The organism is Ammoniphilus resinae (genome assembly GCF_017873965.1).
Taxonomy (GTDB): domain Bacteria; phylum Bacillota; class Bacilli; order Aneurinibacillales; family RAOX-1; genus Ammoniphilus_A; species Ammoniphilus_A resinae.
The window spans coordinates 434541-460961 of sequence record NZ_JAGGKT010000002.1 but is presented as its reverse complement, the minus strand read 5'-3'; the positions used below and the strand labels follow the sequence as shown (position 1 = coordinate 460961).

General features: G+C 41.7%; 24 protein-coding genes. 20 read left to right on the top strand and 4 right to left on the bottom strand.

Features of this window, described 5'->3' with window-relative positions:
• Positions 1 to 11: 11 nt before the first annotated feature.
• The 3 genes from J2Z37_RS06330 to J2Z37_RS06320 all read left to right on the top strand — a co-directional run bounded on the left by J2Z37_RS06330 (position 12) and on the right by J2Z37_RS06320 (position 3559).
• Positions 12 to 1556 carry a tripartite tricarboxylate transporter permease gene (locus J2Z37_RS06330; RefSeq protein WP_245203600.1) on the top strand — a complete coding sequence of 515 codons (1545 nt, stop codon included), beginning with the start codon at positions 12 to 14 and terminating at the stop codon, positions 1554 to 1556.
• Between the two features lie 31 nt (positions 1557 to 1587).
• Positions 1588 to 2655 (top strand): Ldh family oxidoreductase, encoded by a 1068-nt coding sequence (locus J2Z37_RS06325; protein WP_245203633.1) that lies wholly within the window; start codon positions 1588 to 1590, stop codon positions 2653 to 2655.
• Positions 2656 to 2728: 73 nt separating this feature from the next.
• On the top strand, positions 2729 to 3559 hold the full coding sequence (locus tag J2Z37_RS06320; protein WP_209809368.1) for a carbon-nitrogen hydrolase family protein: 831 nt from the start codon (positions 2729 to 2731) through the stop codon (positions 3557 to 3559).
• 238 nt (positions 3560 to 3797) lie between these two features.
• On the opposite strand, the gene J2Z37_RS06315 is transcribed toward J2Z37_RS06320, so the two are convergent.
• Together J2Z37_RS06315 and J2Z37_RS06310 are read right to left on the bottom strand one after the other, a co-directional pair.
• Positions 3798 to 4517 (bottom strand): cyclase family protein, encoded by a 720-nt coding sequence (locus tag J2Z37_RS06315; RefSeq protein ID WP_209809367.1) that lies wholly within the window; start codon positions 4515 to 4517, stop codon positions 3798 to 3800.
• Between the two features lie 75 nt (positions 4518 to 4592).
• On the bottom strand, positions 4593 to 5465 hold the full coding sequence (locus J2Z37_RS06310) for a LysR family transcriptional regulator (RefSeq protein ID WP_209809366.1): 873 nt from the start codon (positions 5463 to 5465) through the stop codon (positions 4593 to 4595).
• Between the two features lie 202 nt (positions 5466 to 5667).
• Here J2Z37_RS06310 and J2Z37_RS06305 point away from each other — a divergent pair, with 202 nt between their 5' ends.
• The 16 genes from J2Z37_RS06305 (at position 5668) to J2Z37_RS06230 (ending at position 24403) form a co-directional block, all read left to right on the top strand.
• On the top strand, positions 5668 to 6666 hold the full coding sequence (locus tag J2Z37_RS06305; RefSeq protein ID WP_209809365.1) for a TAXI family TRAP transporter solute-binding subunit: 999 nt from the start codon (positions 5668 to 5670) through the stop codon (positions 6664 to 6666).
• Positions 6667 to 6804: 138 nt separating this feature from the next.
• Positions 6805 to 8688 carry a TRAP transporter permease gene (locus J2Z37_RS06300; protein ID WP_209809364.1) on the top strand — a complete coding sequence of 628 codons (1884 nt, stop codon included), beginning with the start codon at positions 6805 to 6807 and terminating at the stop codon, positions 8686 to 8688.
• A gap of 3 nt (positions 8689 to 8691) precedes the next feature.
• Positions 8692 to 9960, top strand: coding sequence for a hypothetical protein (locus tag J2Z37_RS06295; RefSeq protein ID WP_209809363.1), 1269 nt, complete (start codon positions 8692 to 8694; stop codon positions 9958 to 9960).
• 113 nt (positions 9961 to 10073) lie between these two features.
• A complete protein-coding gene (locus tag J2Z37_RS06290; RefSeq protein ID WP_209809362.1) occupies positions 10074 to 11348 on the top strand; it encodes a Rieske 2Fe-2S domain-containing protein in 1275 nt (424 codons plus the stop codon).
• Positions 11349 to 11381: 33 nt separating this feature from the next.
• Positions 11382 to 11846, top strand: coding sequence for a cupin domain-containing protein (locus J2Z37_RS06285; RefSeq protein ID WP_209809361.1), 465 nt, complete (start codon positions 11382 to 11384; stop codon positions 11844 to 11846).
• Positions 11847 to 11848: 2 nt separating this feature from the next.
• Complete coding sequence (gene ggt / locus J2Z37_RS06280) at positions 11849 to 13495, top strand: gamma-glutamyltransferase (RefSeq protein ID WP_209809360.1); 1647 nt, start codon at positions 11849 to 11851, stop codon at positions 13493 to 13495.
• 23 nt (positions 13496 to 13518) lie between these two features.
• Positions 13519 to 14613 (top strand): zinc-dependent alcohol dehydrogenase, encoded by a 1095-nt coding sequence (locus J2Z37_RS06275; protein WP_209809359.1) that lies wholly within the window; start codon positions 13519 to 13521, stop codon positions 14611 to 14613.
• 148 nt (positions 14614 to 14761) lie between these two features.
• Entirely contained in the window at positions 14762 to 15544 is a 783-nt protein-coding gene (gene nadX, locus J2Z37_RS06270) for an aspartate dehydrogenase (RefSeq protein WP_209809358.1), read from the top strand.
• Between the two features lie 38 nt (positions 15545 to 15582).
• The gene (locus J2Z37_RS06265; protein WP_209809357.1) at positions 15583 to 16176 is read left to right on the top strand and encodes a chromate transporter; all 594 of its coding nucleotides are present in this window, start codon (positions 15583 to 15585) and stop codon (positions 16174 to 16176) included.
• Positions 16173 to 16703 carry a chromate transporter gene (locus tag J2Z37_RS06260; RefSeq protein WP_209809356.1) on the top strand — a complete coding sequence of 177 codons (531 nt, stop codon included), beginning with the start codon at positions 16173 to 16175 and terminating at the stop codon, positions 16701 to 16703. The genes J2Z37_RS06265 and J2Z37_RS06260 overlap by 4 nt, the downstream gene beginning before the upstream one ends.
• Before the next feature lie 504 nt (positions 16704 to 17207).
• Complete coding sequence (locus tag J2Z37_RS06255; protein WP_209809355.1) at positions 17208 to 17870, top strand: GntR family transcriptional regulator; 663 nt, start codon at positions 17208 to 17210, stop codon at positions 17868 to 17870.
• A 54-nt stretch (positions 17871 to 17924) separates the two neighbouring features.
• Positions 17925 to 18833, top strand: a complete 909-nt coding sequence (locus tag J2Z37_RS06250; RefSeq protein ID WP_209809354.1) for a hydroxymethylglutaryl-CoA lyase — start codon at positions 17925 to 17927, stop codon at positions 18831 to 18833.
• A 26-nt stretch (positions 18834 to 18859) separates the two neighbouring features.
• Positions 18860 to 20062: a CaiB/BaiF CoA transferase family protein gene (locus tag J2Z37_RS06245; protein WP_342453790.1), complete on the top strand. Its 1203-nt coding sequence runs from the start codon at positions 18860 to 18862 to the stop codon at positions 20060 to 20062.
• A gap of 104 nt (positions 20063 to 20166) precedes the next feature.
• On the top strand, positions 20167 to 21333 hold the full coding sequence (locus tag J2Z37_RS06240; RefSeq protein ID WP_209809352.1) for an MFS transporter: 1167 nt from the start codon (positions 20167 to 20169) through the stop codon (positions 21331 to 21333).
• A 62-nt stretch (positions 21334 to 21395) separates the two neighbouring features.
• The gene (gene aspA, locus J2Z37_RS06235; protein WP_209809351.1) at positions 21396 to 22826 is read left to right on the top strand and encodes an aspartate ammonia-lyase; all 1431 of its coding nucleotides are present in this window, start codon (positions 21396 to 21398) and stop codon (positions 22824 to 22826) included.
• Positions 22827 to 22984: 158 nt separating this feature from the next.
• On the top strand, positions 22985 to 24403 hold the full coding sequence (locus J2Z37_RS06230) for an alanine/glycine:cation symporter family protein (RefSeq protein ID WP_209809350.1): 1419 nt from the start codon (positions 22985 to 22987) through the stop codon (positions 24401 to 24403).
• A 47-nt stretch (positions 24404 to 24450) separates the two neighbouring features.
• On the opposite strand, the gene J2Z37_RS06225 is transcribed toward J2Z37_RS06230, so the two are convergent.
• Positions 24451 to 25446, bottom strand: coding sequence for a zinc-dependent alcohol dehydrogenase family protein (locus J2Z37_RS06225; RefSeq protein ID WP_209809349.1), 996 nt, complete (start codon positions 25444 to 25446; stop codon positions 24451 to 24453).
• A gap of 166 nt (positions 25447 to 25612) precedes the next feature.
• On the opposite strand from J2Z37_RS06225, the gene J2Z37_RS06220 reads away from it, so the two are divergent.
• Positions 25613 to 26035 (top strand): universal stress protein, encoded by a 423-nt coding sequence (locus tag J2Z37_RS06220; protein WP_209809348.1) that lies wholly within the window; start codon positions 25613 to 25615, stop codon positions 26033 to 26035.
• Positions 26036 to 26037: 2 nt separating this feature from the next.
• Here the strand turns inward: J2Z37_RS06220 and J2Z37_RS06215 are convergent, their stop codons facing one another.
• On the bottom strand, positions 26038 to 26400 hold the full coding sequence (locus J2Z37_RS06215; protein WP_209809347.1) for a hypothetical protein: 363 nt from the start codon (positions 26398 to 26400) through the stop codon (positions 26038 to 26040).
• Between the last annotated feature and the right edge of the window lie 21 nt (positions 26401 to 26421).

The window sequence follows — 26421 nt, the reverse complement described above, 5'->3', positions numbered from 1 at the left end:
GGTGATGAAGCTTGGCTGATCTATTATCGAATCTATCATCTGGCTTTGGCCAGATTCTAAACCTTCAAACCTTGGCCTACTCCTTTCTAGGTGTGTTCATTGGAACATTAACTGGAGTGCTTCCAGGGATTGGCCCCATTACAGCGATAGCCCTTCTCATTCCACTCTCGTTTGGTTTGGATCCGATCAGCGGGTTGATTATGCTAATAGGGATTTACTACGGCTCGATGTATGGGGGATCAACGACAGCGATTTTGGTGCGAACCCCAGGTGAATTAGCTTCAGTTGTTACAACGCTTGACGGATATGAGATGGCTAAACAAGGACGGGCAGGCCCGGCCTTATCTACGGCGGCAATAGGTTCTTTCGTGGCAGGAACATTTTCCACATTGGCTTTGATGCTTCTTGCCCCCTTGCTGGCTATGGTTGCATACCATGTCGGTTCACCAGAATACTTTCTTTTGATAGTACTGGCATTGTCCATGGTTTCTAATTTGACAACAGGTTCAATTTTGAAAGGCATTATTGCGACATTATTTGGACTTGCCATTGCCATGGTTGGGCTGGATATGCAGTCAGGAGTCCCGCGGTATACTTTCGGGATCCCAAATATATCCGATGGAATTGACTTTATTCTTGTGGCGATAGCCCTTTTTGCTTTACCAGAGGCTTTTATCAATTTAGCTAAGCCTAAGGGGGCGAAAACAGAGCAAATTCAAAAAATTAAGGGTTCTCTTTGGATGACCCGGGATGACTGGCGTAGGTCAGCAGGTGCCTATGGACGTGGGTCTGTAATGGGATTTTTAATAGGGGTGTTGCCTGGAATTGGTCCTTCCCTTGCTTCTTTTGTTTCCTATGTAACCGAAAAGCGGTTATCTAAAAATCCTGAGCGGTTTGGGAAAGGGGCCATTGAAGGGGTAGCAGGTCCCGAAACGGCAAACAATGCGGCGGTTGGTGGAGCGCTCGTTCCTTTATTTACACTTGGTATTCCCGGTTCGGCTACGACCGCTTTGCTACTGTTTATCTTTATGATGTATGGACTGCAGCCTGGTCCTCAGATGTTTCAAACCAATCCCGACTTGCTATGGGCTATTATTGCCAGCATGTATGTTGGAAACGTTATGCTGTTATTATTGAATTTACCGTTAGTCGGGGTATTCGCATCTTTATTAAAAATCCCACCCGTTCCACTGTACATAGGGGTAGTTGCCTTTTCTGTTTTAGGGGTCTATGGAATAAACTATAATGTATTTGATTTAAGTCTACTTTTCATTTTTGGGATTATTGGGTACTTAATGCAGCGATATGGTTTTCCATTGGCACCTACTGTGATGGCTTTAGTCCTAGCGCCGCTGCTTGAACAAAATTTCCGCAGGGCAATGAGTATTTCCAATGGGGATTTGTTGATGTTTGTAAAACGTCCCGTATCGCTTGGGATCTTAATTTTTATTGTTCTCGTTGTGATACTTCCACAAATTCTGGCTTTTCGAAAGTACCTTAAAAACCGTCAGGCATCAGCATCTTCGGAAGTGGAAAAGAATATTTCAAATAACTAATTAAGTTGGAGGGATATGCCTAGTGAGTAGCATGGAAGAGATACGAATTTTTTATCCGGATATTTATAAATGGGTGGTTGAGCTTTTTACCGCTACGGGAATGAGTGAAGAGGATGCAACAATTACCACTGACAATCTGCTCTCTTCAGATCTTCGCGGAATCTATTCACATGGGTTGATTCGACTTCCAATTTACATTAAAAGGCTTTTGCTAAAAGGAGTAAATCCATTGGCAAAACCTGAGGTGGTAAGGGAATTCGGAGCTACGGCTTTAATGGATGGAAACAATGGCATGGGTCAGGTCGTTGGCGTTCACGCAATGAAACTTGCCATTGAAAAGGCTCGACAATTTGGTACAGGCTATGTTTCCGTAAGGGGGAGCAATCATTACGGCGCGGCAGCACATTTTGCAAGAATGGCATTAGAAGAAGATATGATTGGAATCACGACGACGGCAGGTAGTAATGTTATGGCGCCATGGGGGGGGACCCAAAGCCTTCTTAGCAATAATCCAGTTGCAGTAGCCATTCCAGCTGATCGTCATGAGTCCTTGGTGCTGGATATGGCACATAGTGTAGTCGCGCGGGGGAAAATTCTCGTAGCGGCAAAGAAGAAGCAAGCCATTCCTGAAACCTGGGGCCTTGCGCCTGATGGAAGTCCAACGACAGACCCAGAGGAGGCGCTGCGCGGGACTCTTCGTCCAGTTGGCGATTACAAAGGATATGGGATGGCCCTTGTTATTGGGCTCCTCTCGGGTATTTTACCTGGCGGCTCATTTGGGCTTGAAATAAAGGATATTTATCAGGATTTTACCAATGCTCAAAATACCGGGCATACGATGCAGGCTGTACGGATCGACTGTTTTATGGATCCGAGTGAATTTAAGAAACGGGTTGATGACGCGATCGATCTCATGCATCAATCACCAAAAGCAATTGGATTTGAGGAAATCCTTGTTCCAGGAGAACCTGAATCCCGCATGGAAAAGATTAACCGTGAGCAGGGAATTCCATATTCTGTTGCCTTACTTAAAGATCTTACAACGGTAAGTACGGATCTAGGGGTATCTGTTCCAACTCAAGTTTTAGCTAGCCAATAACTATTGATAGAAAGCCGTTAAGGATGGATTCCTTACGGCTTTTCTACTAATATACATAAGGACGGTGGGAAGGTTGAAAGTAAAGGTCGCTGCCGTACAGATGGCTTCCATCATTGGCGAGGTGGAGCAAAATAGGATGAAAGCAAAGTCTCTTGTCTACGAAGCTATTAGCCAGGGAGCAAAATTAATATGCTTACCGGAAATGTTTAATACCGGTTATTTTTCACACACCTCCCATTGTGATCCAGCCTATTTTGAGTTAGGAGAGTCAATAGAGGGAACTACAATCGATGGCTTTCGTCAGCTGGCAAGAAAGCACAAGGTCTATATTAGTGTCCCATTTTTTGAATTGGATAGTCCAGGAATCTACTATAATTCATCCTGTCTAATAGATGATGAAGGGAATATCACTGGTTTATACAGGAAGACGCATGTGGCATGGTCGATGACAGGGTGGGAAAAGTTTTACATGCGGCAGGGCTATCATTATCCCGTTTTCCAGACTCCATATGGAAAAATTGGAATCATGATCTGTTATGATCGAGATTTTCCAGAGGTCGCTCGAACCTTGGGATTGAATGGGGCGGATATTATATTAGTGCCCAATGGTTCGTCTATCCAATTGACAGAAATATGGAAGAGTATAATCCAGGTGAGGGCCTATGAAAATCAATTGTATATTTTAGGGGCATGTCTCACAGGACGTGTGGATGAAGAACACCATCACTTTACTGGGCACTCTATTCTGGCTAACCCATTTGGGGAGGTCGAAGGGATTCTTGGTAGAGAAGAAGGGGTTCTTGTTGCCGAAATAGATTTAAACCAAATTCATAATGCACGCAAGAAGCGTTTTCTTTACCGAGATCGCAGGCCGGAAATATATGGGAAACTGGTTGAATACTAATAGCGATCCCCGCTCGGCTAAGAGTTTAACGGAAAAAATTTCCGCTATCCTTGAACATTTGATAAAAAATGCTAGAATAGTGGAAAATATTTCCGTTAAAGGAGTAACTAAGGAGTTTGTAAACGATTACACAATTGGATAGCAGAAAAAAATTCCGTTATTGCATCGTGATCAGATCTAAAATAATCAATAGCGGAAAATACTTCCGCTAAATAGTTAAACCGGGCTATGCCCGGTTTTAATCTTTAGAAACAAAAGCAATCGCCCTGATCGGTGAACCAGACCCATCCTTTATCTTCAATGGGAAGCCCATGAAATAAGAATATGTAGGAAGCCGATCTAAATTGTTCAGATTCTCCATAATTAGCACGCCGTTTCCTAATAGGGTATGATGGGTGGGATTTTCTTTTGATTCAAAGACATCAATGGCAATCGCATCGGTCCCGACCATCTTCACCTTTTTATCCACGAAATATTGTGCTGCATCTTGAGCGACCCCTGGCCAATTATTCATAAATTGTTGATCATCAGGTCTTTTCTTCCAAAATTGATCCCACCCAAAGCGAATCAGAACAATATCCCCTTCTTCGATTGGACCATGCTCCTTTTCCCAATCTAACATGTGCTGCTTGGTAAACAATCCATTTTCCCCAATCTCGGTTGCAGATACACGGATAGCTCGACCCGTAAAAGTAGTTAAAGGTACGGCATCCATCCCATAATGATAAGGCCCTTCTGAAATAAAATGTAAGGGTGAATCTACATGTGTACCGGAATGTTCACTCATAACTAACTGATAGTGGCAGCTGCGATGTCCATATTTGTAGGAATGAACTAGGTTATGGAAAAATCTCGCGTGCGTAGGTACGGCAGGGATGTCATTTTCCAAAGTTTGGCTAAGATCAATAATTTCCATCTCATCTAAAGTTGATTTGAGTTGGTATACTTTCGAGTCCATAGGTTGTCCCCCAATTTCTAATAATGTAAATATTAATATTATATATTAATTTAGATGTAAATGGGAAAATTTCTATTAAATATCCTTCGCCATTTCTGCTGTCATATCTGTAAATAGAATATCTTCAAAAAATCTTTCGTTTTTTCGGCAAACAAGATAATACTCGATGGTATCATATTCAATATTTAATGGTAAATGGATTAATTCCCCGCGTGTCTTTTCCTGTCTAATAGTAAAGGGTGGCAAAAGGCCAATCCCGCTCCCCTGTGTAATTAATTGCTTAACCACTCCAATTTGGTTTGTCAACAATTTCCCATTTTTAATAAAATTGATAAGTTCATAGGATTTGAAGATCTCACTATAGGGTTCATAGATAATGAAGTTTTCATTGTCAAGATCTGTTAATTCAAGGGGGCGTTCAAGATGTGCTAGGGGATGTTGTGGAGAAAGAATGACCTGGATATTCTCTTTTCCGATACGATGACATTCAATCCCTCTTTGGAAAATAGGTTCAATAACAAAGGCTGTATCAATTTCTTCTGAGGTTAATTTGTCAAGGATCACGGATTGATCGACATTTAATAAAACAATTTCTAAATTTTTGTATGTCGAGCTTAGCTTTTGGATTTTCTTTAGGATTAAAGGATAGGTAAATGGAATCGTGCTTCCAATACGTATTTTGTTTTCTTCGTGGGAAGGCTTCAAAACGCTCATCGCCGTATTTATCACATTAATCACTTGTTGTGCATAAGGCAAGAATGTTTCACCCTCTTCGGTTAGAGTAACCCCTCTTTTTCCGCGTATGAAAAGTTTGACGCCGAGTTCTTGTTCCAAGTATTGAATCCGATTGGAAACGGTAGGTTGTGGGACAAAAAGGATCTTAGCTGCTTCAGAAAAGTTGTAACAATTACAAACAACTAAAAACGTATGTAGTTGTTCTGTATTCATTTGTTATCCCCCCTTTTTGATCCATAAAACTATTATATCAAACAAAGAAGAAGGTGTTCAACATATAATATAGAATATTCAGGTATAAGAATTTTTTAAATAATAATAAAATTTTCGGTATTTTACTTACACCCTCACCAATTGTAAGATTAGGTAAATGAATATTCAGAATGTAATGATTACTATTCTAGGGGGGATGTATATGAAAAAATTGATGAAGTCAGGGCTAATTAGTTTGCTTTTGTTGGCGTTTACCGCTTGTTCATCACAGGTAAGCGAGAAAACAGCTCAAGAACAAAAGTCCGAGTCAGGCAAAACAAGGGTATCGATGGCAACCGGAGGTCAGGCTGGAAGTTGGTTTGCGGTGGGGGCTGGAATGGCTAATCTTGTGAACAAAGAATCTAGTCTGCTTGAAATGACGGCTGCCGTAACAAATGGGGGATTGGAAAATGTTCGCCTGGTAGGGGGCGGGAAAAATGAATTTAGCTTTGCCAGTAATGATGCTGCCTACTATGGTTTTAACGGTGTGGAAGCTTTTGAGAAGGAAGGTAACCAGGACATAGTAGGTATGTTCACTATTATGGACAGTAGCAGAATGGGGATTTTCGTCCTAGCAGATTCCGGAATAAAGTCAATTAGTGATATCAAAGGGAAAAAAGTAGTTGTTGGGCCTCCCTCTACATCCTCCTTACTTATGGGATTAGCTCTTTTAGATGCAGCAGGAATAGATGCAAAAAAGGACATAGAGCCCCTGTACCTAAGTTATGCCGAGGGTTCCGAAGCACTTCGCGACGGCAACGCTGATGTTCTTTTTGCGATGACCGGTCACCCTGTACCCTCTGTTGTAGAAATGTCTACTTCTAAGGATGTGAAAGTCATTCCAGTTGATGAAGACATTAGGAAAAAGATGCTGGAAGCAACAAGCTTTTACACGGATAGTGTGATTAAAGCCGGAACCTATGATGGCCAAACAGAGGATATACCTTCCATTGGATTGCCTTCGGGAATCATTGCCAATAAAAATGTACCGGAAGAAGTTGCCTATGAATTTACGAAAGCAGTATTTGAAAATTTAGAAGATGTTAAGTCCTATCATGCGGCTGCCCGTTCCGCCTCCCTAGAGCTGGCTGCAAAAATGCCAATCCCAATGCATCCCGGTGCGAAGAAATACTTTGAAGAAAAAGGTATTAAAGTGGATTAATCAAAGCTTGAAGTGTGGAATTATCCTTATTATTTTTTGCACCGCGATGTAGACTCTCAGGATTTAGGGGGAATAAGGTCAAGAAATCATCTAGGAGACCCTGAGAGTCTATGAATATATAAAGGAGGAAGTGGACGGATGAGTATTCCGCAACTCTTTAAACGAAAGACATTTTTTATCGTATGTATAGCAACAATCCTAGGATTATTTCATCTTTATACCGCCTATTTTGGATCCTTGCCCGGTCTGCTTCAACGATCTGTTCATTGGCTTCTGGTCAGCATTCTAGTTTTTATTTGTACATTCGGAAGTAAAAACAAAAAGACATCCCAAAAAATCATCGATGTTTTCTTGATCGTGGGTGCAATAGGGACAGGTGGGTATATACTTCTATATTACGATGACATTCTTATGAATTATGGAAGTATTAATCAAGTTGAAGTGTTATTAGGAATTATTGCGGTTATCTTGATCCTGGAAACAACGAGACGTATTTTGGGCTGGGCGTTGCCGATTATTACCATCGTATTTATTTTTTATGCTTTTTTGGGGCCATGGATCCCAGGTTTGTTAGGGCATAACGGTGTTGAATTTGACCGTTTTTTCACCTATATGTACACAAGTTCTGACGGGATTTATGGGTTAGCATTAGGAACTTCGGCAACCATTATCTTCTTATACATCCTATTTGGTGCTTTTTTAAACCAAACAGGATCAGGGGATTTTTTTATTAAGCTCGCTTATTCAATCACTGGTAGAGTTACCGGGGGCCCTGCATTAACGGCTGTCACATCCAGTGCAATGATGGGCTCGATATCCGGAAGCTCAGTGGCAAACGTCACGACAACAGGGGTGTTTACCATCCCGATGATGATCAAGAACGGGTATACCCCACAATTTGCAGCTTCTGTAGAAGCAGTTGCTTCTACCGGGGGACAAATTTTACCGCCAGTTATGGGAGCTGCCGCATTTTTGATGGCAGATGTCCTAGGAATCAAATATCAAACAATTATCATTGCTGCCTTAATTCCAGCACTATTATATTTTATAACCGTTGGGATTGCTGTGTTTTTTCAAGCAAAAGCTAATGGGCTAAAACCATTGAAAAAAGATCAGGTCCCAAGCTTAAGAAAAACATTTATCAAAGGGTACTTGTATCTCTTTCCACTAATTATTTTGGTGGTTTTACTCTTTCAAGGTTTTTCTGCAAACAAGGCAGCTTTCTATGCGATTCTGGCCATTATAGTAACTGGGCTGCTAAAAAAAGATGTTAACTTCAATTTTAAATCTGTTCTGAACGCAATGGAAGAATCGGGTAGGGCAATCATGGCCGTAGCAACGGCATGTGCTTGTGCAGGTATTATTATGGGGATTATCGGATTGACTGGGATTGGTGTAAAATTGGCCGTCCTGATTGATTTGTTCTCTGGCGGAAATCTTTTTATTGCCTTGATTTTAACGATGATTGTTTCCATTATTTTAGGGATGGGGCTTCCTTCATCGGCTGCTTATCTGGTGCTTGCAGTCATGGCAGGTCCTGCATTGGTAAAAATGGGTCTTGACCCATTAGCTGCGCATCTTTTCGTCCTCTATTACGGACTTATGTCGGCTGTTACACCTCCAGTCGCCTTAACAGCGTTTGCGGCCGCGGGGATTTCAGGATCGGATCCGATGAAAACGGGTTTAACCTCCATGCGGCTGGCGATTGTAGCATTTGTTATTCCTTATATCTTTGTTTATAACCCAGTTTTCTTAATGGAAGGGACCCTATTCAATATTATTCTTCATGTATCCATTGCAATTATTGGATGTACAGTTTTGGCAGGTGCCCTGTGTGGTTGGTTATATGGCCATGTGAACATGGTGAACCGGATAATCTTATCTATCGCTTCCGTTCTAATCATGATTCCTGATATGTTCAACACTTTGATTGGATTCGCAATCACGGTAGTGATATTGTTCATCAATAAAGCTAAGAAGTATAAAGCGCAAGATGTTCAGATTAATGAACAAAGGTACTAAACGATGAAACAACAGAAAGTGAGGTATCGAACTATGCGTTCCATAGAGAACCTGGAAAGGATGTTGTCTGATCAATCTTCATTGTGTGAAAGAAAAAAGTGGAAACGCTGGCAAATTCATCGGTCAAACGTAATTGAGCGATTTGAATATTCGAGAGAAGAGGCGATTAGATTGGCTCGGGGGATACTCACTAGCGATCCTCCGTTTGAAGCTGAACTTATTCAACAGCTCTTCAAATTTAAAGACCCGATGGAAAGATATGAAAGTCTAGATACCAAAATGGAAAAGGGAAAAATAGACGTCTTAATTGTTGCCTCACCCATTCTTGTCCAGGAAATCGCGGGAATCCCAGCATTAAAACAGGGGCAGCAGTCCATTGTTATTTATCAAAGAGATTCTGAGAAAATCATTGTACTTGAACAAATCAAGCAAGGCGGAGATTATCTCGAAGATTTAACTAAAGGACTTTTAAACGGTACGATTGCGATTGAAGACCGAGTTGAAGATCTAGTTAAGACAATCAAACCATTAAATTTGGGATCTATTCGCTATTGGTCAGATGAGCTATACGCCTGGCAAGCGGAATTAAGTTCATTAGAGGTTCCATATACGGTACTGGCTTCCAAAATCACAGCAGGGGCTATTGATAAGACGCTTCGATGGGTTAACCAAGCATTGCAAGAGTTTAGAGTAATTAGTATAGAAAATATGAAACATCTCTTGTACAAACATTATGGTGAAATTGTTGATTTATTATCCATAAGCGAGATATTTAGAATCATTCCTTTTATTGAACGAATAGAAGCGAAATTTTCTCTGCCGAATCGTTTAGTTTTAAGTATTGAATCTGGGATTAGGCTTGTTGAGGACGATGAGATAGTCCGTACCGGGACGAAAGTTTCGAGAACACTAGTTATAAATCCTGAAGGGCAGGACCTATATGCGCTCTTAAAAGAGAGTGTATCTGAACATATGGCATTCAGCTGTTTTACCAATGCACGCGGCCGCGATGTGTATATGGCGGCGATTGAAAAGTCAACCCGGTTTCAACCGTTTATTGAACAAGAGAAGTATGATCTATCGTTTTTAATTGGTAAAGATCATTGGGGAAATGAAACTTTCAGCAAGACTTCCACTTATATGTTGGATTCGGGCACGAGCGGAAGCATAGAGATGTGCCGCTGTACAAGGTATGGAGATTTGATTTATGGGGAGATGTTTTTGGCACATCCACACAAGGGGCTAAATCTGACAAAGTATCATCCTTTTTAGTGTCTATCATAAAATTTTTGAGGTTTAAGTATAAACAAAAGGTATTTTATTTTATAAATTCTGATTAGTATAATTAGTTTAAATAATAGAGGAGATGTTAAGGAGGCGAAAAAATGTTATCAAGGGAACAAAACGTAATGTTGACTAAATCTGGACCAGGTACACCAATGGGGGAACTGCTTCGATTATATTGGTTCCCGGCTCTCCTGTCCTCGGAACTCCCAGAACCAGGTGGTCCACCTGTTCGTGTCAAATTACTAAATGAAGATTTGGTTGCGTTCCGAGATGAAAAAGGTGTGGTTGGAATTATTGATGAACGTTGTCCTCATCGAGGGGTGTCCCTTTATTTTGGTGTTAATCAAGGTTGTGGTTTGCAATGTGCCTATCATGGCTGGACGTTTGACACGCAGGGAAATTGCACAGATATGCCTTCGGAACCGCCTGAAAGCAATTTCAAGAGTAAGGTGAAAATTAAGTCCTACTCAACAATTGAACGCGGTGGCGTGATCTGGACTTATATGGGACCGGAAGACCAAGAACCCCCTTTTCCAAATTTAATATGGAATACAGTGGATGAAAGTCAGGTTTTTGTTACGAAACGGATCCAACAGTCAAACTTCTTCCAAGCTCTGGAAGGTGGGCTTGATTCTAGTCATATCTCTATCCTGCATAAAGGGGCATTTGATTATAATGTCTCGGGAGCAAGTGATATCAAGAAGTTTATCACCAACAGTGCAGCACCCAAATATGTCGTACTTGAAACCGATTTTGGTGCTTTAATGGGGGCTGGACGTGATGCAGGTGAATATGGAACCTATTGGAGAACGACAGCGTTTTTAATGCCATTCTTCCAGATGGTGTGCCCTTATTCAGATGAACCGAGAAATGGCCATGTATGGGTACCGATAGATGACGAAACTTGCATGAACTGGTGTCTAAACTGGCATCCAACAAGAGCACTAACTGAACAGGAAATCGAAAATTTTAAAAAGGGACTTGGCATTCATACTGATCTTATCCCAGGAACATTTTATCCTGTTCAGAATAAAGAAAATGACTACTTGATTGATCGTGGGTTGCAAACCAGTGGAAAGCTTTTTTCTGGAATTAAAGGTGTAGGTACACAGGATGCTGCCATGCAGGAAAGCCAAGGAGCCATCTTTGACCGTACGAATGAACGTCTGGGGTTAAGCGATGCAGCCATTATCGCATTACGGAGGATGCTGCTGCGTGCAATGGCAGACCTGGAGAAAGGAACTTATCCTGCATCTCTTCAATCCAATTATCACATCGTAGATGCTCCGGCAATGGTTCTTCCAAAGAATGAGACATTCAGGACAAAAATATTTGAGGAGCTCAAATACGGAGTACCTGTTAAAAATCAATAATCTATCACTTACCACATAAAGGAGGAATAGAAAATGGCATTAAATTATTCAAAAGAGGAATTAGAGGTAATCTTGGATAAACATATTGCAACGTTTGCAACGAGAAAACCAGATTGGTTCGCATTTGAAGATACGAAAATTGAAGGTTTCAGAAGAGCGCAGCATCGGTTTATCGGCGCTGGAGCGTCAGCGAACTCTGACGTAAATGCGATTCCAGCAGGGGCATTTACCCTTAGTATTATGTATGTTCCCCCAGGGCAAGGGGCAGCAGCACATACACATGAAGTAGAGGAAGTGTTTTTTATGCTTCAGGGCCATTGCACCTTCTTCATGGAGAATGAACAAGGGGAAAGAGTGGAAAAAAAACTAGGACCCTGGGATTGCATTTGGTGTCCGCCAGATGTTTTACATGGATTTGTCAATGACAGTGTAGAACCTTGTTATTTTCAAACAATGTTAGGTAAAGGACGTCCGAAAGCATACGTTGCAGGACAATAGTTATGGCGAGATTGCTCAGTCGTCTACCTAACCGAACACAATATAGACCCATGGCGATTGGAAATAATGGGATGGTTGCATCTGCTTCGCCATTAGCTGCGACGGTAGGATTGGAAATTTTGAAAGAAGGCGGAAATGCATTTGATGCTGCAATAGCTGTCGCGTTTATGGAAAATGTAACTCTTCCTGCAATGACTACGGTGGGTGGAGACGCTTATGGAATACTATACCAAGCATCAACGAACCAGGTTTATGCCCTTAATGGAAGTGGAGCAGCTCCAGAAAAGGCTAGTATTGAATGGTTTCGGGAGCAAGGGTACAAAAAATTGCCTTATAGAGGAGTATTATCAAGCTCTATACCCGGAGAAGTTCATGCGCTGATGACAATCCATCAGCGCATGGGGTCACTCCCCTTAGAAAAATTGATGAAACCTGCCATTGATGCAGCAGAAAATGGGTTTCGAGTAAGTGAACTTTTACAATTTCGGATTAGAAAAGTAGAACACCTGTTGAGGAATTCGAAAGCTATGTCTTCCATATTTCTACCCAATGGAAAGGTTCCTGAAGTAGGATCTCTTCTAATTCAAAAGGATTTGGCAAAGACCTTACGGACTCTATGTAAAAATGGATTACATGATTTTTACCGAGGTGAAATTGCTGGGAAAATAACCAACCATATGAAAAAGAATGGAGGGTTAATAGAATATAAAGATCTTCAACAACATGAGTCAGAGTTAAGCACTCCTATTAGCACCAACTACCGCGGGTATGACATTTTTCAAACTGCACCACCTTCACAAGGACTTATTGTCCTTCAATCGTTAAATTTGCTAGAGGCTTATGATGTGGCCTCAATGAGAATGGACTCTCCAGAATTAATTCATTTAATGGTAGAGATTAAGAAATTAGCCTTCTCAGACCGGCTGAAATATTGCGGTGATCCAAGGTTTGTTCCTTTTGATTATAATCTTCTGATCTCCAAGGACTATGCCAATAAGCAAAGAAATTTAATCAATCGAAATGCAGCCATGGAACATTACAACGGATTTGTGGAACACGAAAATGGAGACACCACGTATCTGGCAATCACTGATAAAGATGGGAATTGCGTTTCCTATATTCATAGTTTATCCGGAGTAGAATTTGGAAGCTGTGAAATGATAGAAGAAACTGGAATTATATTGAATCAAAGGTTAGGCCGGGGATTCACCCTGGATAAGAGACATCCCAATGCACTGGCACCGAACAAACGTACTATGCATACTCTGAATGCCTATATGATTTTTAAGGATAATGACCCTTGCTTCGTAGGGGGAACTCCTGGTGGGGATCAGCAGCCGCAGTGGAATTTCCAAGTGATTGTGAATTTACTAGATTATAAACTCAATGTGCAAGAGGCGGCTGAATACCCAAGATGGTATAGTTACCCTGGTACAGATCCGGTGCATTTGCAAAACCCATTTGAACTTCGGATGGAGGTTCGATTTGATCCATTTTTATATAGAGAATTGGAGGCGAAGGGTCACCGTATCAATTACCTTCCACCATATGATAATGGTGGTGTTCAGTTGATTGAAGTGAACAGGCAGTTGGGTACGTATTTCGGTGGTACGGATCCTCGTATTGGTGGAATGGCATTGGGTTATTAACCACATTTAAAAGGAGGGGGAATATGGTTGAAAAAGTACTGGCAGCGGTCTCTTTTGAAGGTTTAATGACAGAGATCAGGGAATTTGAGATGCCGAAAGTTTCCGCAGATGATGGAATATTGCGAGTTGAGGCAGTCGGGGTTTGTGGAACTGACTGGCCTCTATATCAAAATACAAAAAATCCTCGCATTTTGGGGCACCATGTAATCGGGCACGTTGAAAAAATCGGGAAGAATGCAGCGAAACGTTGGGGGGTAAAAGAAGGCGACCGTGTTACCCTGGAAGAGTATATTCCATGCGGGGCTTGTCACTTCTGCCGAATGGGTGAGTTTCGTATGTGTCCCGAAACGGATTTATGGCGTGGATCCTATCGATATGGGTGTTCACCAATTTCGACCGCACCTGCCCTTTATGGTGGCTATAGCCAATATATGTATTTGCATCCCAATACAGTTCTCCATAAACAACCAACGTATGTTCCTGCCGATCAGGCAGCTTTAGCCCTTCCCGTTAGTAATGGTTTTGAATGGGCGTGCATTGACGGAGGAGCGGGGGTTGGAAAAACAGTGGTTATCCAAGGGCCAGGGCAACTAGGATTATCCTGTGCAATGGCAGCCAAAGCAGCAGGAGCAGATCAGGTAATTATTAGTGGTTTGTCCGCTGATAAGGATCGTTTGGATGTTGCAAAAAAAATAGGGGCAGACCATACGGTTGACGTGCAAGAGGTCGATTTAGTAGAGCGGGTACATGAAATTACCGGAGGAAAGATGGCGGATCTTGTCATTGACTGTTCTGCAGGCGGTGCCTCCGTGATTCTTTCGTCAATCAATGTGGTGAAACATAAAGGAACTATTCTATTAGGCGGATATAAGCATAAACCGATCCCCGAGTTTTACAGCGATGAACTAATTAAGAAGTGTATTACTATGAAGGGTGTGCGGGGGCACGGTTATCAATCCGTGGAAATGGCTATTGAGGTCATTGCTTCTGGAAAATACCCTCTAAATGAATTATGTACTCATACTTTTAGTCTCTCGGAAGTTGACTATGCTATGAAAACGGTTGCTGGAAAAGGGGCAAAAGGCGCGATTAGCAGTACTGTATTGCCTTGGGGATAGATGAGTCTTAGGTTGGATTCGTTCCAGCCAAGGCTCATCTTTCTTCTCAGACCCATTTTGTCATAACAAACAAATTAACCAGCATAAGAATTAGGTACTTTACAACCCAAAAATCCGCTATAAAATCGTGTGAAGGAGGAGTTGAAAGATGAAAATTGGATTAATTGGATGCGGCAATATTGGCAAATTCGTCCTCCAAAGTGTAAACATAAATGGACTTCTTCCAGGTAGCCGAATTGAAGGAGTGTACTCTAGACATTATGATCACGCAAATCAAATTGCCTCTGAATTTGTAACGAATGCCTATTCGTCCGTAAGTGATTTGTTGCAATCCGATATTGACTTGGTCATTGAAGCCGCGAATATTTATGTCGTAAAAGATTATGCTCCTGTCATTTTGGAAAGTGGAAAGGATCTCCTGATTATAAGTGTGGGTGCACTTGCTGAACTTGCCTTCTATGAGCAATTAAGACAGCTATGTCAAGACAAGAAGACAAAAATCTACTTGCCCTCAGGTGCCATCGGAGGATTAGATGTCTTAAAAGCGGCGATGTCAGTCGGACAATTAGACTCAGTTTCAATCACCACAAGAAAACCACCGCAAGCACTTCCAGGTGCCCCTTTGGACTCCGAAAGCATATTATTTGAGGGCTCCGCATCAAAGGCTATCGCTTTGTTTCCACAAAATATAAATGTGTCAATCATCCTGTCACTAGTGGGGTTGGGGGCAGATAAAACCAATGTAAAAATTATTTCAGATCCCGGTGTCGCAAAAAATAGCCATTGTATTGAAGCAGCCGGATCATTTGGAAGGTTGAAACTTCAAGTTGAAAATGATCCGATGCCAAATAATCCAAAAACTAGCTTTTTAGCAGCCTTAAGCGTTCTGTCAACCTTAAAAAGTAGAAATGAATTCATTCAGGTTGGGTAAGAGGAAATGCAATCTTTTACAAGCAAAGGAGTGATGGGATGTCATTTAAAGATTTGTTCGTTAGTTTTTTCAGAACGGGGATCCTTGGCTATGGAGGTGGGCCTTCTGTCATTCCTTTGATACGGTATGAAACTATTGATAAATATAATTGGATGGATGATAAGGAATTTACCGATGTATTTGCCTTAGCCAATGCGCTTCCTGGACCGATTGCAACCAAAATGGCAACCTACATTGGCTACCGGGTGGGAGGCGCGATAGGTGCGATGGTTGCCTTATTAGCCCATATCATGCCGACTGCGTTTCTCTTAATTTTCATCTTGGGCGGGCTTTATGCTTTTAACCAATCCTCGATTGTAATGGGGATGATTATCGCTGTAAGTCCGGTGATCGGGATGATGTTGGGATTGATGGCCTATGAGTTTTTGAAAAAATCCTGGAAGGGATTAGGGAAGACATTGAGTATCGTGATGATTCTCATTTCGCTCGGTCTGCTTCAACTTTTAGGGGTACATCCAGCCATTGTGATTACACTATTCATTCTTTCGGCTTGTACTAAAATATTTTATCAAAATAGAAAATATCGCAAGGCAAGCCAACATCCTACAATGAATCGGAGTGTTGGAAAATGAGTTTTTTACATCTTGTGTGGGCCTTTTTTATTTCAAATTTATTAGGCTATGGCGGGGGACCGGCATCTATTCCCCTCTATCAGGCGGAGGTTGTTGATCATTACAAGTGGCTGAACCTTAAGGAATTCGGGGATATCCTGGCGATCGCCAATGCCCTTCCTGGCCCGATCTCAACCAAATTGGGTGCATACGTCGGCTATGAAGTGGCCGGTATTGGAGGGGTGGCTCTCGCATTGTTTGCCACCGTCCTACCCTCCTCCTTAGCAATGATCTTATTGTATAAATTCCTTAACCATTTAAAAGATAACCCCTATATTAAAGAGATTAGTAAATTTGTATTACCGGCTATTGGAATCATGTTAGGAATGTTGGCGGTTCAATTCACTGTAGTCGCTTTTGAAGGTTCAGGTATATGGCACACCCTCTTTTTACTTGTTGCAAGTTACCTAGCGTTACAATGGAAAAAGGTACATCCAGCATTTGTGATTGCTGGGACGTTGGGATATGGGGGGATATTTTTAGGCTAAAATCTATCACAGATGCTTGGTTAACTTGGGATTTTGGTCATCATAACCCCGGTGATGACCATTTTGACATCTTCTAAAGTGTATTTTGGTCAACATAACCCCGGTGATGACCATTTTCACATATTCTAAAGTGTATTTTGGTCATCATAACCCCAGTGATGACCATTTTCATATATTCTAAAGTGTATTTTGGTCATCATAACCCCAGTGATGACCATTTTCACATATTCTAAAGGGTATTTTTGTCATCATAACCTCAAGGATAGAAGGGGATAGGATAGTCTTTCTGTTTCGAAATAAGTTCCTCGGTGGATCTAAGATCTACCTTTGGAGTAGCACAGATGGAGGATATATTAATTAAAATGCGATTTAAGTATTTATAAAATACAAACAAGATTGACAATTATATAATAACCAACTTATAATTACTTATGTATACCACATGACGGATTGTATACAGTTATAAAAATTGTATGCGACTAGATAGCGGAAGGAGGCGAAACAATGCAAACAGGGCTCGAACCTAAGAAAAGAAACCTCTACGAACAAGTATATCTTTCTATTAAAAATGCGATTGTAAACGGAGAATTTTTGCCCGGACAAAAGTTAGCAGAAGCGAAAATAGCGGATCAATTGGAAACAAGCAGGACGCCGGTTCGCGAAGCGTTAAGAAGACTAGAAAGGGAAGGATTGGTCACGTTTATTCCTTCACAGGGGGCGGAGGTGACACCGCTTAGTAAAGGAACAATGGCTGGCTTATTTGAATGTCGAGCGGCTCTAGAAGGGTTAGCAGCCCGAAAAGCAGTGGCACATATATCCAAAGAAGAACTGTCTGGTATCGAAGAAAGCTTGCTTCTCGCCAGTCATTTTCTTGAAATGGGAGACTTAAAAAAGGTAATTGAGAAGAACACCTATTTTCATGATGTAATCATCCTAAGTAGTAAAAATCCACCCTTACAACAAATGATGGAACAGATTCGAACACAAATTTTAAGATATCGGAGAATTAATAGCAAAATCGGGTTTCGTTCCTACTTTCTAGCAGAACATAAGGAGATTTTTCAAGCCATTGTGAACCGGGATGCAGACAAGGCAGAAGAATTAATGAAAAACCATGTTCTATCAGATTTAAATCATCTTTTAACAGGTCTTTCATTTTTGGACTAAGTAGTTAGATGTTGCTTCAAAAGATTTCCAGGAAAATAATAGGGAGGTAGTGTTATGAATTTGCCAAAAAAAGTGAGAATTACTGAGGTAGGTCCAAGAGACGGACTGCAAAATGAGCCTATTAATTTACCTACAGCAGAAAAAATTAACTTAATTAAAAATCTCGTCCAGGCAGGTGTGAAGGAAATTGAAGCTACTTCCTTTGTTCATCCCAAATGGACCCCAAATCTAGCGGATGCGGAAGAGGTACTAGAAGCGGTTAAAGATTTGCCTGCAACTCTTTTCGCACTTGTTCCAAATGCTAGGGGGTACGAACGAGCAATAAAAAGCGGGGTTCATGGTGTAACTTTTGTTTTATCTGCAACTGATTCGCATAGCCGGAAAAATTTGAATCGCACAACACAGGACTCCATAACGGAATTAAAGGATTTAGTCGCTCGCGCTAAATCTGATGGGTTTAAAATAAGGGCTTCATTATCTACGGTCTTCGGTTGTCCGTTTGAAGGAAATCCGGGTTTGGATCGAATTCTTCAGGTCGTTGATCAGTTAGTGAATAACGGATTCGAACGCATTGGCTTATGTGACACAATTGGTATTGCGGGTCCAGCACAGGTGTATGACTGGGTAACAAAGATTAGGAAGGAATTCACGGGAATTGATTTTGAACTTCATTTCCATGATACATATGGTCGCGGATTGGCCAACGTGATCGCGGGTCTTCATGCAGGCATCGTTGCCTTTGACAGCAGTGTTGGAGGATTAGGTGGTTGTCCATATGCCCCTGGCGCTACAGGGAATATTTCATCAGAAGACCTTGTGGATATGCTTCATAACATGGGAATTGAAACAGGTATTCAAATAGACGGATTAATTAGAGCGTCAGATGCATTAAGTAGGGAATTTCAAAAACCGATGGACAGTCAAATATGGAAGGTTCGGAAGTCTGGCAGCGCAGTGAAATAAATCTTATCATTGGTGGTGATGAATCAGTGGAGAAAAAAAAGTTACCTTTAGCTGGTGTTCGAGTGTTAGAAATGGGCTCCTTAATTGCCGGTCCTTTTGCCTCTAGAATATTGGCGGAATTTGGTGCTGAAGTGATCAAGGTTGAATTACCGAAGAACGGAGATGCGATACGAAACTGGAGGGTATTGCATAACGGTACATCTCTTTGGTGGTATGTCCAATCCCGTAACAAAAAATGTATTACCGTAGATATGAGAACCGAGGAAGGGATGGACATCATTAAACGTCTTTTGGAAGAGACAGATGTGCTGATCGAGAATTTCCGCCCAGGAACGATTGCGAAATGGGGGCTTGATGTACAGACTTTAGATGTGATTAATCCTCGTTTGATCACCTGCCATATTTCTGGATTTGGCCAGGATGGCCCTTATAGTGACCGTGCGGGGTATGGCGCCATTGGAGAAGCGATGGGCGGATTACGCTACCTTACAGGCTATCCTGACCGTGCTCCAACGAGAGTCGGGATAAGCATCGGGGATTCCGTGGCCTCTCTGTACTCTGTAATTGGGATCATGATGGCTCTGTATCACCGTGACGCACAGGGCGGAGGAACGGGACAGGAAATTGATGTCGCTTTATACGAGGCGATTTACAGTTTGATGGAGAGTATGATTCCGGAATATGACAAGAAAGGTGTCATTCGGGAAAGAACGGGATCCGTATTGCCTGGAATTGTCCCGTCAAATATATATCAAACAAAGGATGAAAAGTATATTGTGCTTGCGGCAAACGGCGATAATATATTTCAGAGACTGTTGAAAGTGATGGATCGCTCGGATTTGGTTGGTGACGAACGATTTTTAACCAACGATCGCCGGAGCCAACATGTGGATATGATTGATTCAATGATTTCTCAGTGGGTGAACCAATATAACCTTTCCGATTGTCTAGATGTCTTAAATAACAATGGGATTCCTGCGGGACCGATTTATAATGCAGAAGACATGATGAAGGATCCTCATTTCCAAGCTCGGGAAATGATACTTGAAGTGAGTCATCCGGATGTAGGCAGTATGAAGGTGCCAGGAATTGTACCAAAGCTTAGCAAAACACCAGGGGAGGTCAAGTGGTTAGGTCCCCAAATGGGTGAACATAATATTGAAGTTTTAAAAGAAATTGGTTTGACGGAAGAGCAGATTCGTTTGATGGGTGAAAAAGGGATCATTTAAATAGAGTTGATAGAGCGTTAATTCTTATGGGAATTGACGCTCTTTTTCGTGTACAATGATTATTATTAAATTTGCATATTTATGATGACACCGGAGGCTCAGTCATGATCTTTTTATCTAGTTATACGTTTCTCTTTTATGCTTCAATGGCCTGTATAGCTCCTTTTATCCCCTTATATTTCCAAGATAAGGGATTATCCCCGACCGAGATTGGCTTGGTTCTTACCGCTGGGCCGTTTATCTCAATTTTCGCCCAACCTCTGTGGGGTTACGTCAGTGACAGGCGTCAAACCGTGAAAAAGGTTCTTCTTCTTATTATGGTGTTGGCATTGCTTGCGAGTATCGGTATTTTTTCAGCAGATTCTTTTTATCCTATTTGGTTTTTTATGCTATTATTTATGTTTTTTATGACGCCGATCCAACCTCTAAGTGATAGCCTTATCATTGCCTATGCACAAAAGAGGGGGTTAAATTACGGGTCCATTCGATTATGGGGTTCTGTTGGGTTTTCCCTGACTGCCTTGGCTCTAGGGATGGCCTTAGGAAACTGCGGAATTGGCTATTTAGGTTTGATATATGCGGTACTTCTTACTTTGACGATCATGACTAGCTTGGGGTTAGAAGATAGTAGTAACCGTCAAGCAAAGATTAGCAGACGAGAGTTATCCAGGCTTTTTGGAAACACGAGCCTCCTATGGTTTTTATTTTTAACCTTAATTGTTTCCATTCCCGCACGAATCAATGAAAGTATGTTTTCTATTTTTATGAACAGTTTAGGTGCCACGAAAATGGAAATAGGAGCAGCCTCTTTAGTTTCGGCGATGAGCGAAGTTCCAGTTTTTTTATGTATGTCCCTGATTTTTCGCCGATTCAGTGAATTATCGATGTTCGTCCTGGCTGCTTTACTTTACACATGTAGATGGTTGCTATTTAGTATCGTAGATCATCCCACAACACTCATCTTTCTGCAAATGTCGCAAAGCCTTACATTTACTTTATTTTTTGCCGCTTCGTTACGTTATGTGACAAGAATTGTTCCACAAGAGCTGCAGTCAACAGGAACCGCAGTTTTGACGGCTACTTTTTTAGGTTTGGCGGGGATCATAGGAAATTCTCTGGGGGGTTATCTGATTGATCAGTTTGGTCCGAGATTCACTTATCAATTAAATGCTTCCATTACATTTATAGGGACTGTTCTAGCTCTTTTTACTTACATGCATTTACGCAAAGGACACTCAACTTCCCAGAAAACAGAATCATTTATTAGTTAAAATGGTATAATCTAACTATGGTCGTGAAGTCCAATATTTAAAAGAAAGTTGGGAGTTAGATCATGGATACGAATGGGTTTCGCCTAGAGAAGGATTTTCTAGGAGAGAAGGAAATTCCGAATGAGGCTTATTATGGAATTCAAACCTTAAGAGCAGTAGAAAACTTTCCAATTACAGGGTACAGACTGCACGAATCTTTAATTGTTGCAATGGCAATGGTGAAAAAAGCAGCAGCCTTGGCAAATATGGAAACACATCGGCTAAACAAGCGATTTGGAGAAGCCATTGTGAAAGCAGCCGATGAAATCATTCAAGGGAAATGGCATGATCAATTTATTGTTGATCCCATCCAGGGCGGTGCGGGAACTTCAATTAATATGAACACCAACGAAGTGATTGGCAACCGGGCCCTTGAGTTGATTGGAGATCGAAAAGGGAACTATGCAGAAATCAGTCCGAATACACATGTAAACATGTCCCAATCGACAAATGATGCTTTTCCCACAGCGATTCATATTGCAACATTAAACATGTTGGAAAAACTGCTTGAAACAATGATGAGCATGCATGATATGTTTAAGAAAAAGGCCGAGCAATTTGATCATGTGATTAAGATGGGGCGTACCCATCTTCAAGATGCGGTGCCGATCCGTCTGGGGCAGGAGTTTGAAGCCTATCGTCGGGTGCTTGCAAGAGATATGAAACGGATTGAGCAGTCAAGGCAGCATCTGTACGAGGTCAATATGGGAGCAACAGCTGTAGGAACTGGACTTAATGCGGACCCCAATTACATTAAGAGTGTTGTACAGCATCTTGCTAGCATCAGCGGACTTTCTTTGACAGGTGCAGAGCATCTGGTCGATGCAACGCAGAATACAGATTCTTATACGGAGGTATCGGCAGCTTTAAAAGTTTGTATGATGAACATGTCAAAAGTTGCCAATGATCTACGGTTTATGGCCTCAGGTCCACGTGCTGGCTTAAATGAAATTAATTTGCCTGCTCGTCAGCCTGGTTCTTCTATCATGCCTGGAAAAGTGAACCCAGTAATGGCAGAAGTAGTCAATCAGGTAGCTTTTCAGGTGATTGGCAATGACCATACGATCTGCTTGGCCTCTGAAGCAGGGCAGCTGGAACTAAATGTCATGGAGCCTGTACTCGTATTTAATCTAATTCAATCGATTAGCATTATGAATAATGTGTTCCGGGTCTTTACTGATTACTGTCTGGCTGGAATAGAAGCCAATGAAGAACGCTTAAAGGAATATGTAGAAAAGAGTGTAGGTGTCATCACTGCAGTAAACCCTCACCTCGGTTATGAAGCGGCAGCGCGGATTGCGAGAGAGGCGATTCTTACCGGAAAATCAGTCCGTGAACTGTGCCTGCTCCACAATGTGTTGACGGAAGAAGAACTCGATGTTATTTTAGACCCTTATGAAATGACTCATCCAGGGATCGCAGGTGCTGATTTACTGCAGGATCCAACCAGATAGAACAATTGAAGGAAATAAGCAGCAATTTTATTTTGCTGCTTATTTTTTTGTAGGTGTATAAGAGGAGCGATTGGTTATATGTGCATGTGAAACTTTGTAATCACTTCGTATTATATTTTTTGATTGAGGTATCTTAAAATAGGAAGGGTGGTTAAAAGATGGAGTTTCTACAAAAAATTGTAACAATAAGCAATGATATTCTCTGGTCTTATATTTTAATAGCTGCCCTAATTTTGGTAGGTACCTTTTTCACGCTTAAGACAAGATTCCTCCAGTTTAAAATGGTGGGAGAAATGGTCCGACTCCTTGGTGAAGGTGCTGGGGACGCGACCAAAAAGGAAAAAGGAGTATCTTCATTTGGTGCCTTCTGCATTAGTACCGCATCGCGAGTTGGGACAGGAAATTTAGCAGGCGTAGCGATCGCTATTGCTGCGGGTGGACCTGGTGCTGTCTTTTGGATGTGGTTAATAGCTTTAATTGGATCCGCCTCTGCGTTTATTGAGGCAACACTTGCCCAAATATATAAAATTGAGGATAAAACTGGGTTTCGCGGAGGTCCGGCGTATTATATGGAAAAGGGTCTTAATAAGCGCTGGATGGGTGTTTTATTTGCCGTATTGATTACCATTTCCTTTGGTCTTGTCTTTAACTCTGTTCAAGCCAATACAATTTCCTTAGCTTTAGAAAATGCTTATGACATAAATCGATTCGTTTTAGGTCTAATACTTGCTGCTTTGACAGGTTTTATCATTTTTGGTGGGATAAGACGGGTTGTTAAGGCCACTGAATTCATGGTTCCAATCATGGCTGGCGGCTATGTTCTTCTTGCTATTTATATCATGATTACCCATGTGACTGAACTACCAGCAGCGTTTTTGTTAATATTTAAAAGTGCTTTCGGCATTACACAAGTTGCCGGAGGCGGGATGGGTGCTGCAGTAATGATGGGGATTAAAAGAGGGCTTTTCTCCAATGAGGCAGGGATGGGGAGCGCCCCAAATGCTGCAGCTGCTGCGGATGTTAGCCACCCTGTTAAACAAGGTCTAATCCAAGCGCTTGGCGTATTCGTGGATACCCTTCTAATATGTAGTGCAACAGCTTTTATCGTTCTCTTATCAGATGCTTACAGCACGGAAGGGCTGACCGGCATCGAATTAGTACAAGCGTCCTTAAGCACACATATTGGTTCTTGGGCGGGGGGATTTGCTGCGGTTGCTGTCTTCTTGTTAGCCTTTAGTTCTGTTATCGGTAATTATTACTATGGTGAAACAAACATTGAATTTATTAAAAATAGCAGAGGTTGGCTGTTCATCTATCGTCTTGCGGTGATTGGCATGGTGCTTTTCGGTTCGGTCGCAAAAGTAGGCATTGTTTGGGACCTTGCTGACTTATTTATGGCACTTATGGCCTTAACAAACCTAGCGGCAATCGTTATGCTCGGAAAGGTTGCTATAATGGTCCTGCAGGATTATCTTGGGCAAAAGAAATTGGGAAAAGATCCACAGTTTCATGTGACAAATATCAAGGGATTAAACCATGTTGAATGTTGGGGTGATCCGGAAGGATCAAGGCAATAAATTAAAAACAGTAAAATAAAAAGCCGGGCTTAGCCCGGTTTTTTATTTCACCACTTATTCGTCAAAACAATTTTGCCAGATGCCTTATTGGATTCAAGGTAGGCATGTGCCTCTGCAGCTTGTTCAAACGTAAAGCTCTTCGGATCAATTAAAGGCACTAGCTTGCCTTCTTCAATGATCTTGTTCATTTGTTTTAAAATCTGTCCGTGATGCTGACGAAGTTCAGGTTGAAGGATCTTTAACAGCATAAACACGACATGAAGGGAAAGACCTTTAGAATGAACGGGTGTTAAATCGTGTGTAGAACGGGCAGCGATGCACAAAACTTGTCCGTTAAGTGCTGCCGCTTCAAAGGAACGATCCAAGTTTTCCCCACCGACAGTATCAAAGACGATGTCAAACCCTTTGCCTGCTGTATATTTTTGAACATAATCAGCGACACTTTCTTCCCGGTAATTGATCGTATAATCAGCCCCTAAGCGTTTTCCGATCTCCAGTTTTTCTTTGGAAGAAGCTGTTGTATATACCGTTGCACCTGCTGCCTTTGCAAGCTGAATGGCAGCATGACCTACACCGCCAGCTGCAGCATGGATCAAGACATGTTGTCCGGTTTTTAGTTGGCCCTTATCAAATAGGGCTTCCCAAGCAGTAATCCCAACTAGTGGTAGAGCAGCAGCTTGCTCCATCGTTAAGTTCTTTGGTTTATGGCCAAGCAAACGGACATCGGCCAACATATACTCCGCTAAGGCGCCACCTGTCCCTTTAAAACCACCTGCACAGCCATAAACTTCATCACCCGGTTTAAACTCGTTTACACCTTCACCGACCCCGACGACAACGCCTGCCATATCTCCATGCAAAACGGCTGGAAAATCGGGTGCAAAAGCTTTGATGAAACCTCCTCGAATTTTTGTATCCACTGGGTTGACGCTTGATGCTTTCACATGTATTAGAACGTGCCCTGGTGTGACTTCCGGTTGTGGCAGTTCTGTTAGTTGAAATACAGATGGCTCTCCAAACTTTTCAATAACCATTGCTTTCATATTTATCCCTCCTATTCTCCCTATATTGTACAAAACATGAGAGAAAAAGGAAAAGAATAAAATCTATTTGTACATTTCGTGAGATTTTAGCAAAAAGTCTATGGAATAACCTATTAATCTGATATGATCCAAGTAGGAAGTAACAATATATAGGGAGGGAAGGCAGATGGCAAATCTGTTGGTTCCGGTGGATGGTTCAGAACATGCAAAAAGAGCATTAGAATACGCAATACCTATTGCTAAAGCGATGGGTGATGAAATTATTCTTCTTAATGTCCAACCCAATATTGAAACAGTGAACGTAAAAATCTTTTTCAGTAAAAAGGATGTAGAAGAATATCAACAGCAGCTTGCCAACGAAATTCTTGATCCAGTCGCAAAATTGCTAGAGGGGACAGGCATTTCGTATCGAACGAAAATTCGAGTAGGGCTTCCAAAAGTTGAAATCTGTGAGGAAGCGCGCAAAGAAAATGTCCGAGGAATCGTTATGGGATCTCGTGGAGTAGGGCCTGTTTTCGGGAAGATATTGGGAAGTGTTAGTTATGGTGTTGTCCATGAAGCTCATTGCCCAGTAACTATTGTTCCGTAAAGTTATTTTCTAAACCCTTGAATGATATCACGTATATCGATGGACTTTATTGTTTCAAAAAAGATCTTTTGCATTTCTGGACTTTTCATCACTGTTTTCATAGTTTCCTGCATTTCCGGTGTGCGCATGGCTTCGAGAACCACCTGTTTCATTTCCGGACTTGATAAAAGCGCTACCATTTGCTCCCGCATTTCGGGAGAGGACATAACATCGACCATGGCTTGTTTTACCTCGGGGGTTTTGATCAGTTCTGCTACCTTATCGGGAGTGATACCGCCGATCAAACCAATGGAAGAATCAGAACCAAAGGCACTGCATCCTGTTATGACCATCCAAATTATGAAAACAGTAATCAAACGAAACATGATTGATCCTCCTTGTTTAGC

What these genes read in the sequence shown, in the direction of transcription:
- J2Z37_RS06325 (WP_245203633.1), top strand. Translation starts at nt 1,588, where the DNA reads ATGGAAGAGATACGAATTTTTTATCCGGATATTTATAAATGGGTGGTT.
- J2Z37_RS06315 (WP_209809367.1), bottom strand. Translation starts at nt 4,517, where the DNA reads ATGGACTCGAAAGTATACCAACTCAAATCAACTTTAGATGAGATGGAA.
- J2Z37_RS06310 (WP_209809366.1), bottom strand. Translation starts at nt 5,465, where the DNA reads ATGAATACAGAACAACTACATACGTTTTTAGTTGTTTGTAATTGTTAC.
- J2Z37_RS06305 (WP_209809365.1), top strand. Translation starts at nt 5,668, where the DNA reads ATGAAAAAATTGATGAAGTCAGGGCTAATTAGTTTGCTTTTGTTGGCG.
- J2Z37_RS06300 (WP_209809364.1), top strand. Translation starts at nt 6,805, where the DNA reads ATGAGTATTCCGCAACTCTTTAAACGAAAGACATTTTTTATCGTATGT.
- J2Z37_RS06295 (WP_209809363.1), top strand. Translation starts at nt 8,692, where the DNA reads ATGAAACAACAGAAAGTGAGGTATCGAACTATGCGTTCCATAGAGAAC.
- J2Z37_RS06290 (WP_209809362.1), top strand. Translation starts at nt 10,074, where the DNA reads ATGTTATCAAGGGAACAAAACGTAATGTTGACTAAATCTGGACCAGGT.
- J2Z37_RS06285 (WP_209809361.1), top strand. Translation starts at nt 11,382, where the DNA reads ATGGCATTAAATTATTCAAAAGAGGAATTAGAGGTAATCTTGGATAAA.
- ggt (WP_209809360.1), top strand. Translation starts at nt 11,849, where the DNA reads ATGGCGAGATTGCTCAGTCGTCTACCTAACCGAACACAATATAGACCC.
- J2Z37_RS06275 (WP_209809359.1), top strand. Translation starts at nt 13,519, where the DNA reads ATGGTTGAAAAAGTACTGGCAGCGGTCTCTTTTGAAGGTTTAATGACA.
- nadX (WP_209809358.1), top strand. Translation starts at nt 14,762, where the DNA reads ATGAAAATTGGATTAATTGGATGCGGCAATATTGGCAAATTCGTCCTC.
- J2Z37_RS06265 (WP_209809357.1), top strand. Translation starts at nt 15,583, where the DNA reads ATGTCATTTAAAGATTTGTTCGTTAGTTTTTTCAGAACGGGGATCCTT.
- J2Z37_RS06260 (WP_209809356.1), top strand. Translation starts at nt 16,173, where the DNA reads ATGAGTTTTTTACATCTTGTGTGGGCCTTTTTTATTTCAAATTTATTA.
- J2Z37_RS06255 (WP_209809355.1), top strand. Translation starts at nt 17,208, where the DNA reads ATGCAAACAGGGCTCGAACCTAAGAAAAGAAACCTCTACGAACAAGTA.
- J2Z37_RS06250 (WP_209809354.1), top strand. Translation starts at nt 17,925, where the DNA reads ATGAATTTGCCAAAAAAAGTGAGAATTACTGAGGTAGGTCCAAGAGAC.
- J2Z37_RS06240 (WP_209809352.1), top strand. Translation starts at nt 20,167, where the DNA reads ATGATCTTTTTATCTAGTTATACGTTTCTCTTTTATGCTTCAATGGCC.
- aspA (WP_209809351.1), top strand. Translation starts at nt 21,396, where the DNA reads ATGGATACGAATGGGTTTCGCCTAGAGAAGGATTTTCTAGGAGAGAAG.
- J2Z37_RS06230 (WP_209809350.1), top strand. Translation starts at nt 22,985, where the DNA reads ATGGAGTTTCTACAAAAAATTGTAACAATAAGCAATGATATTCTCTGG.
- J2Z37_RS06225 (WP_209809349.1), bottom strand. Translation starts at nt 25,446, where the DNA reads ATGAAAGCAATGGTTATTGAAAAGTTTGGAGAGCCATCTGTATTTCAA.
- J2Z37_RS06220 (WP_209809348.1), top strand. Translation starts at nt 25,613, where the DNA reads ATGGCAAATCTGTTGGTTCCGGTGGATGGTTCAGAACATGCAAAAAGA.
- J2Z37_RS06215 (WP_209809347.1), bottom strand. Translation starts at nt 26,400, where the DNA reads ATGTTTCGTTTGATTACTGTTTTCATAATTTGGATGGTCATAACAGGA.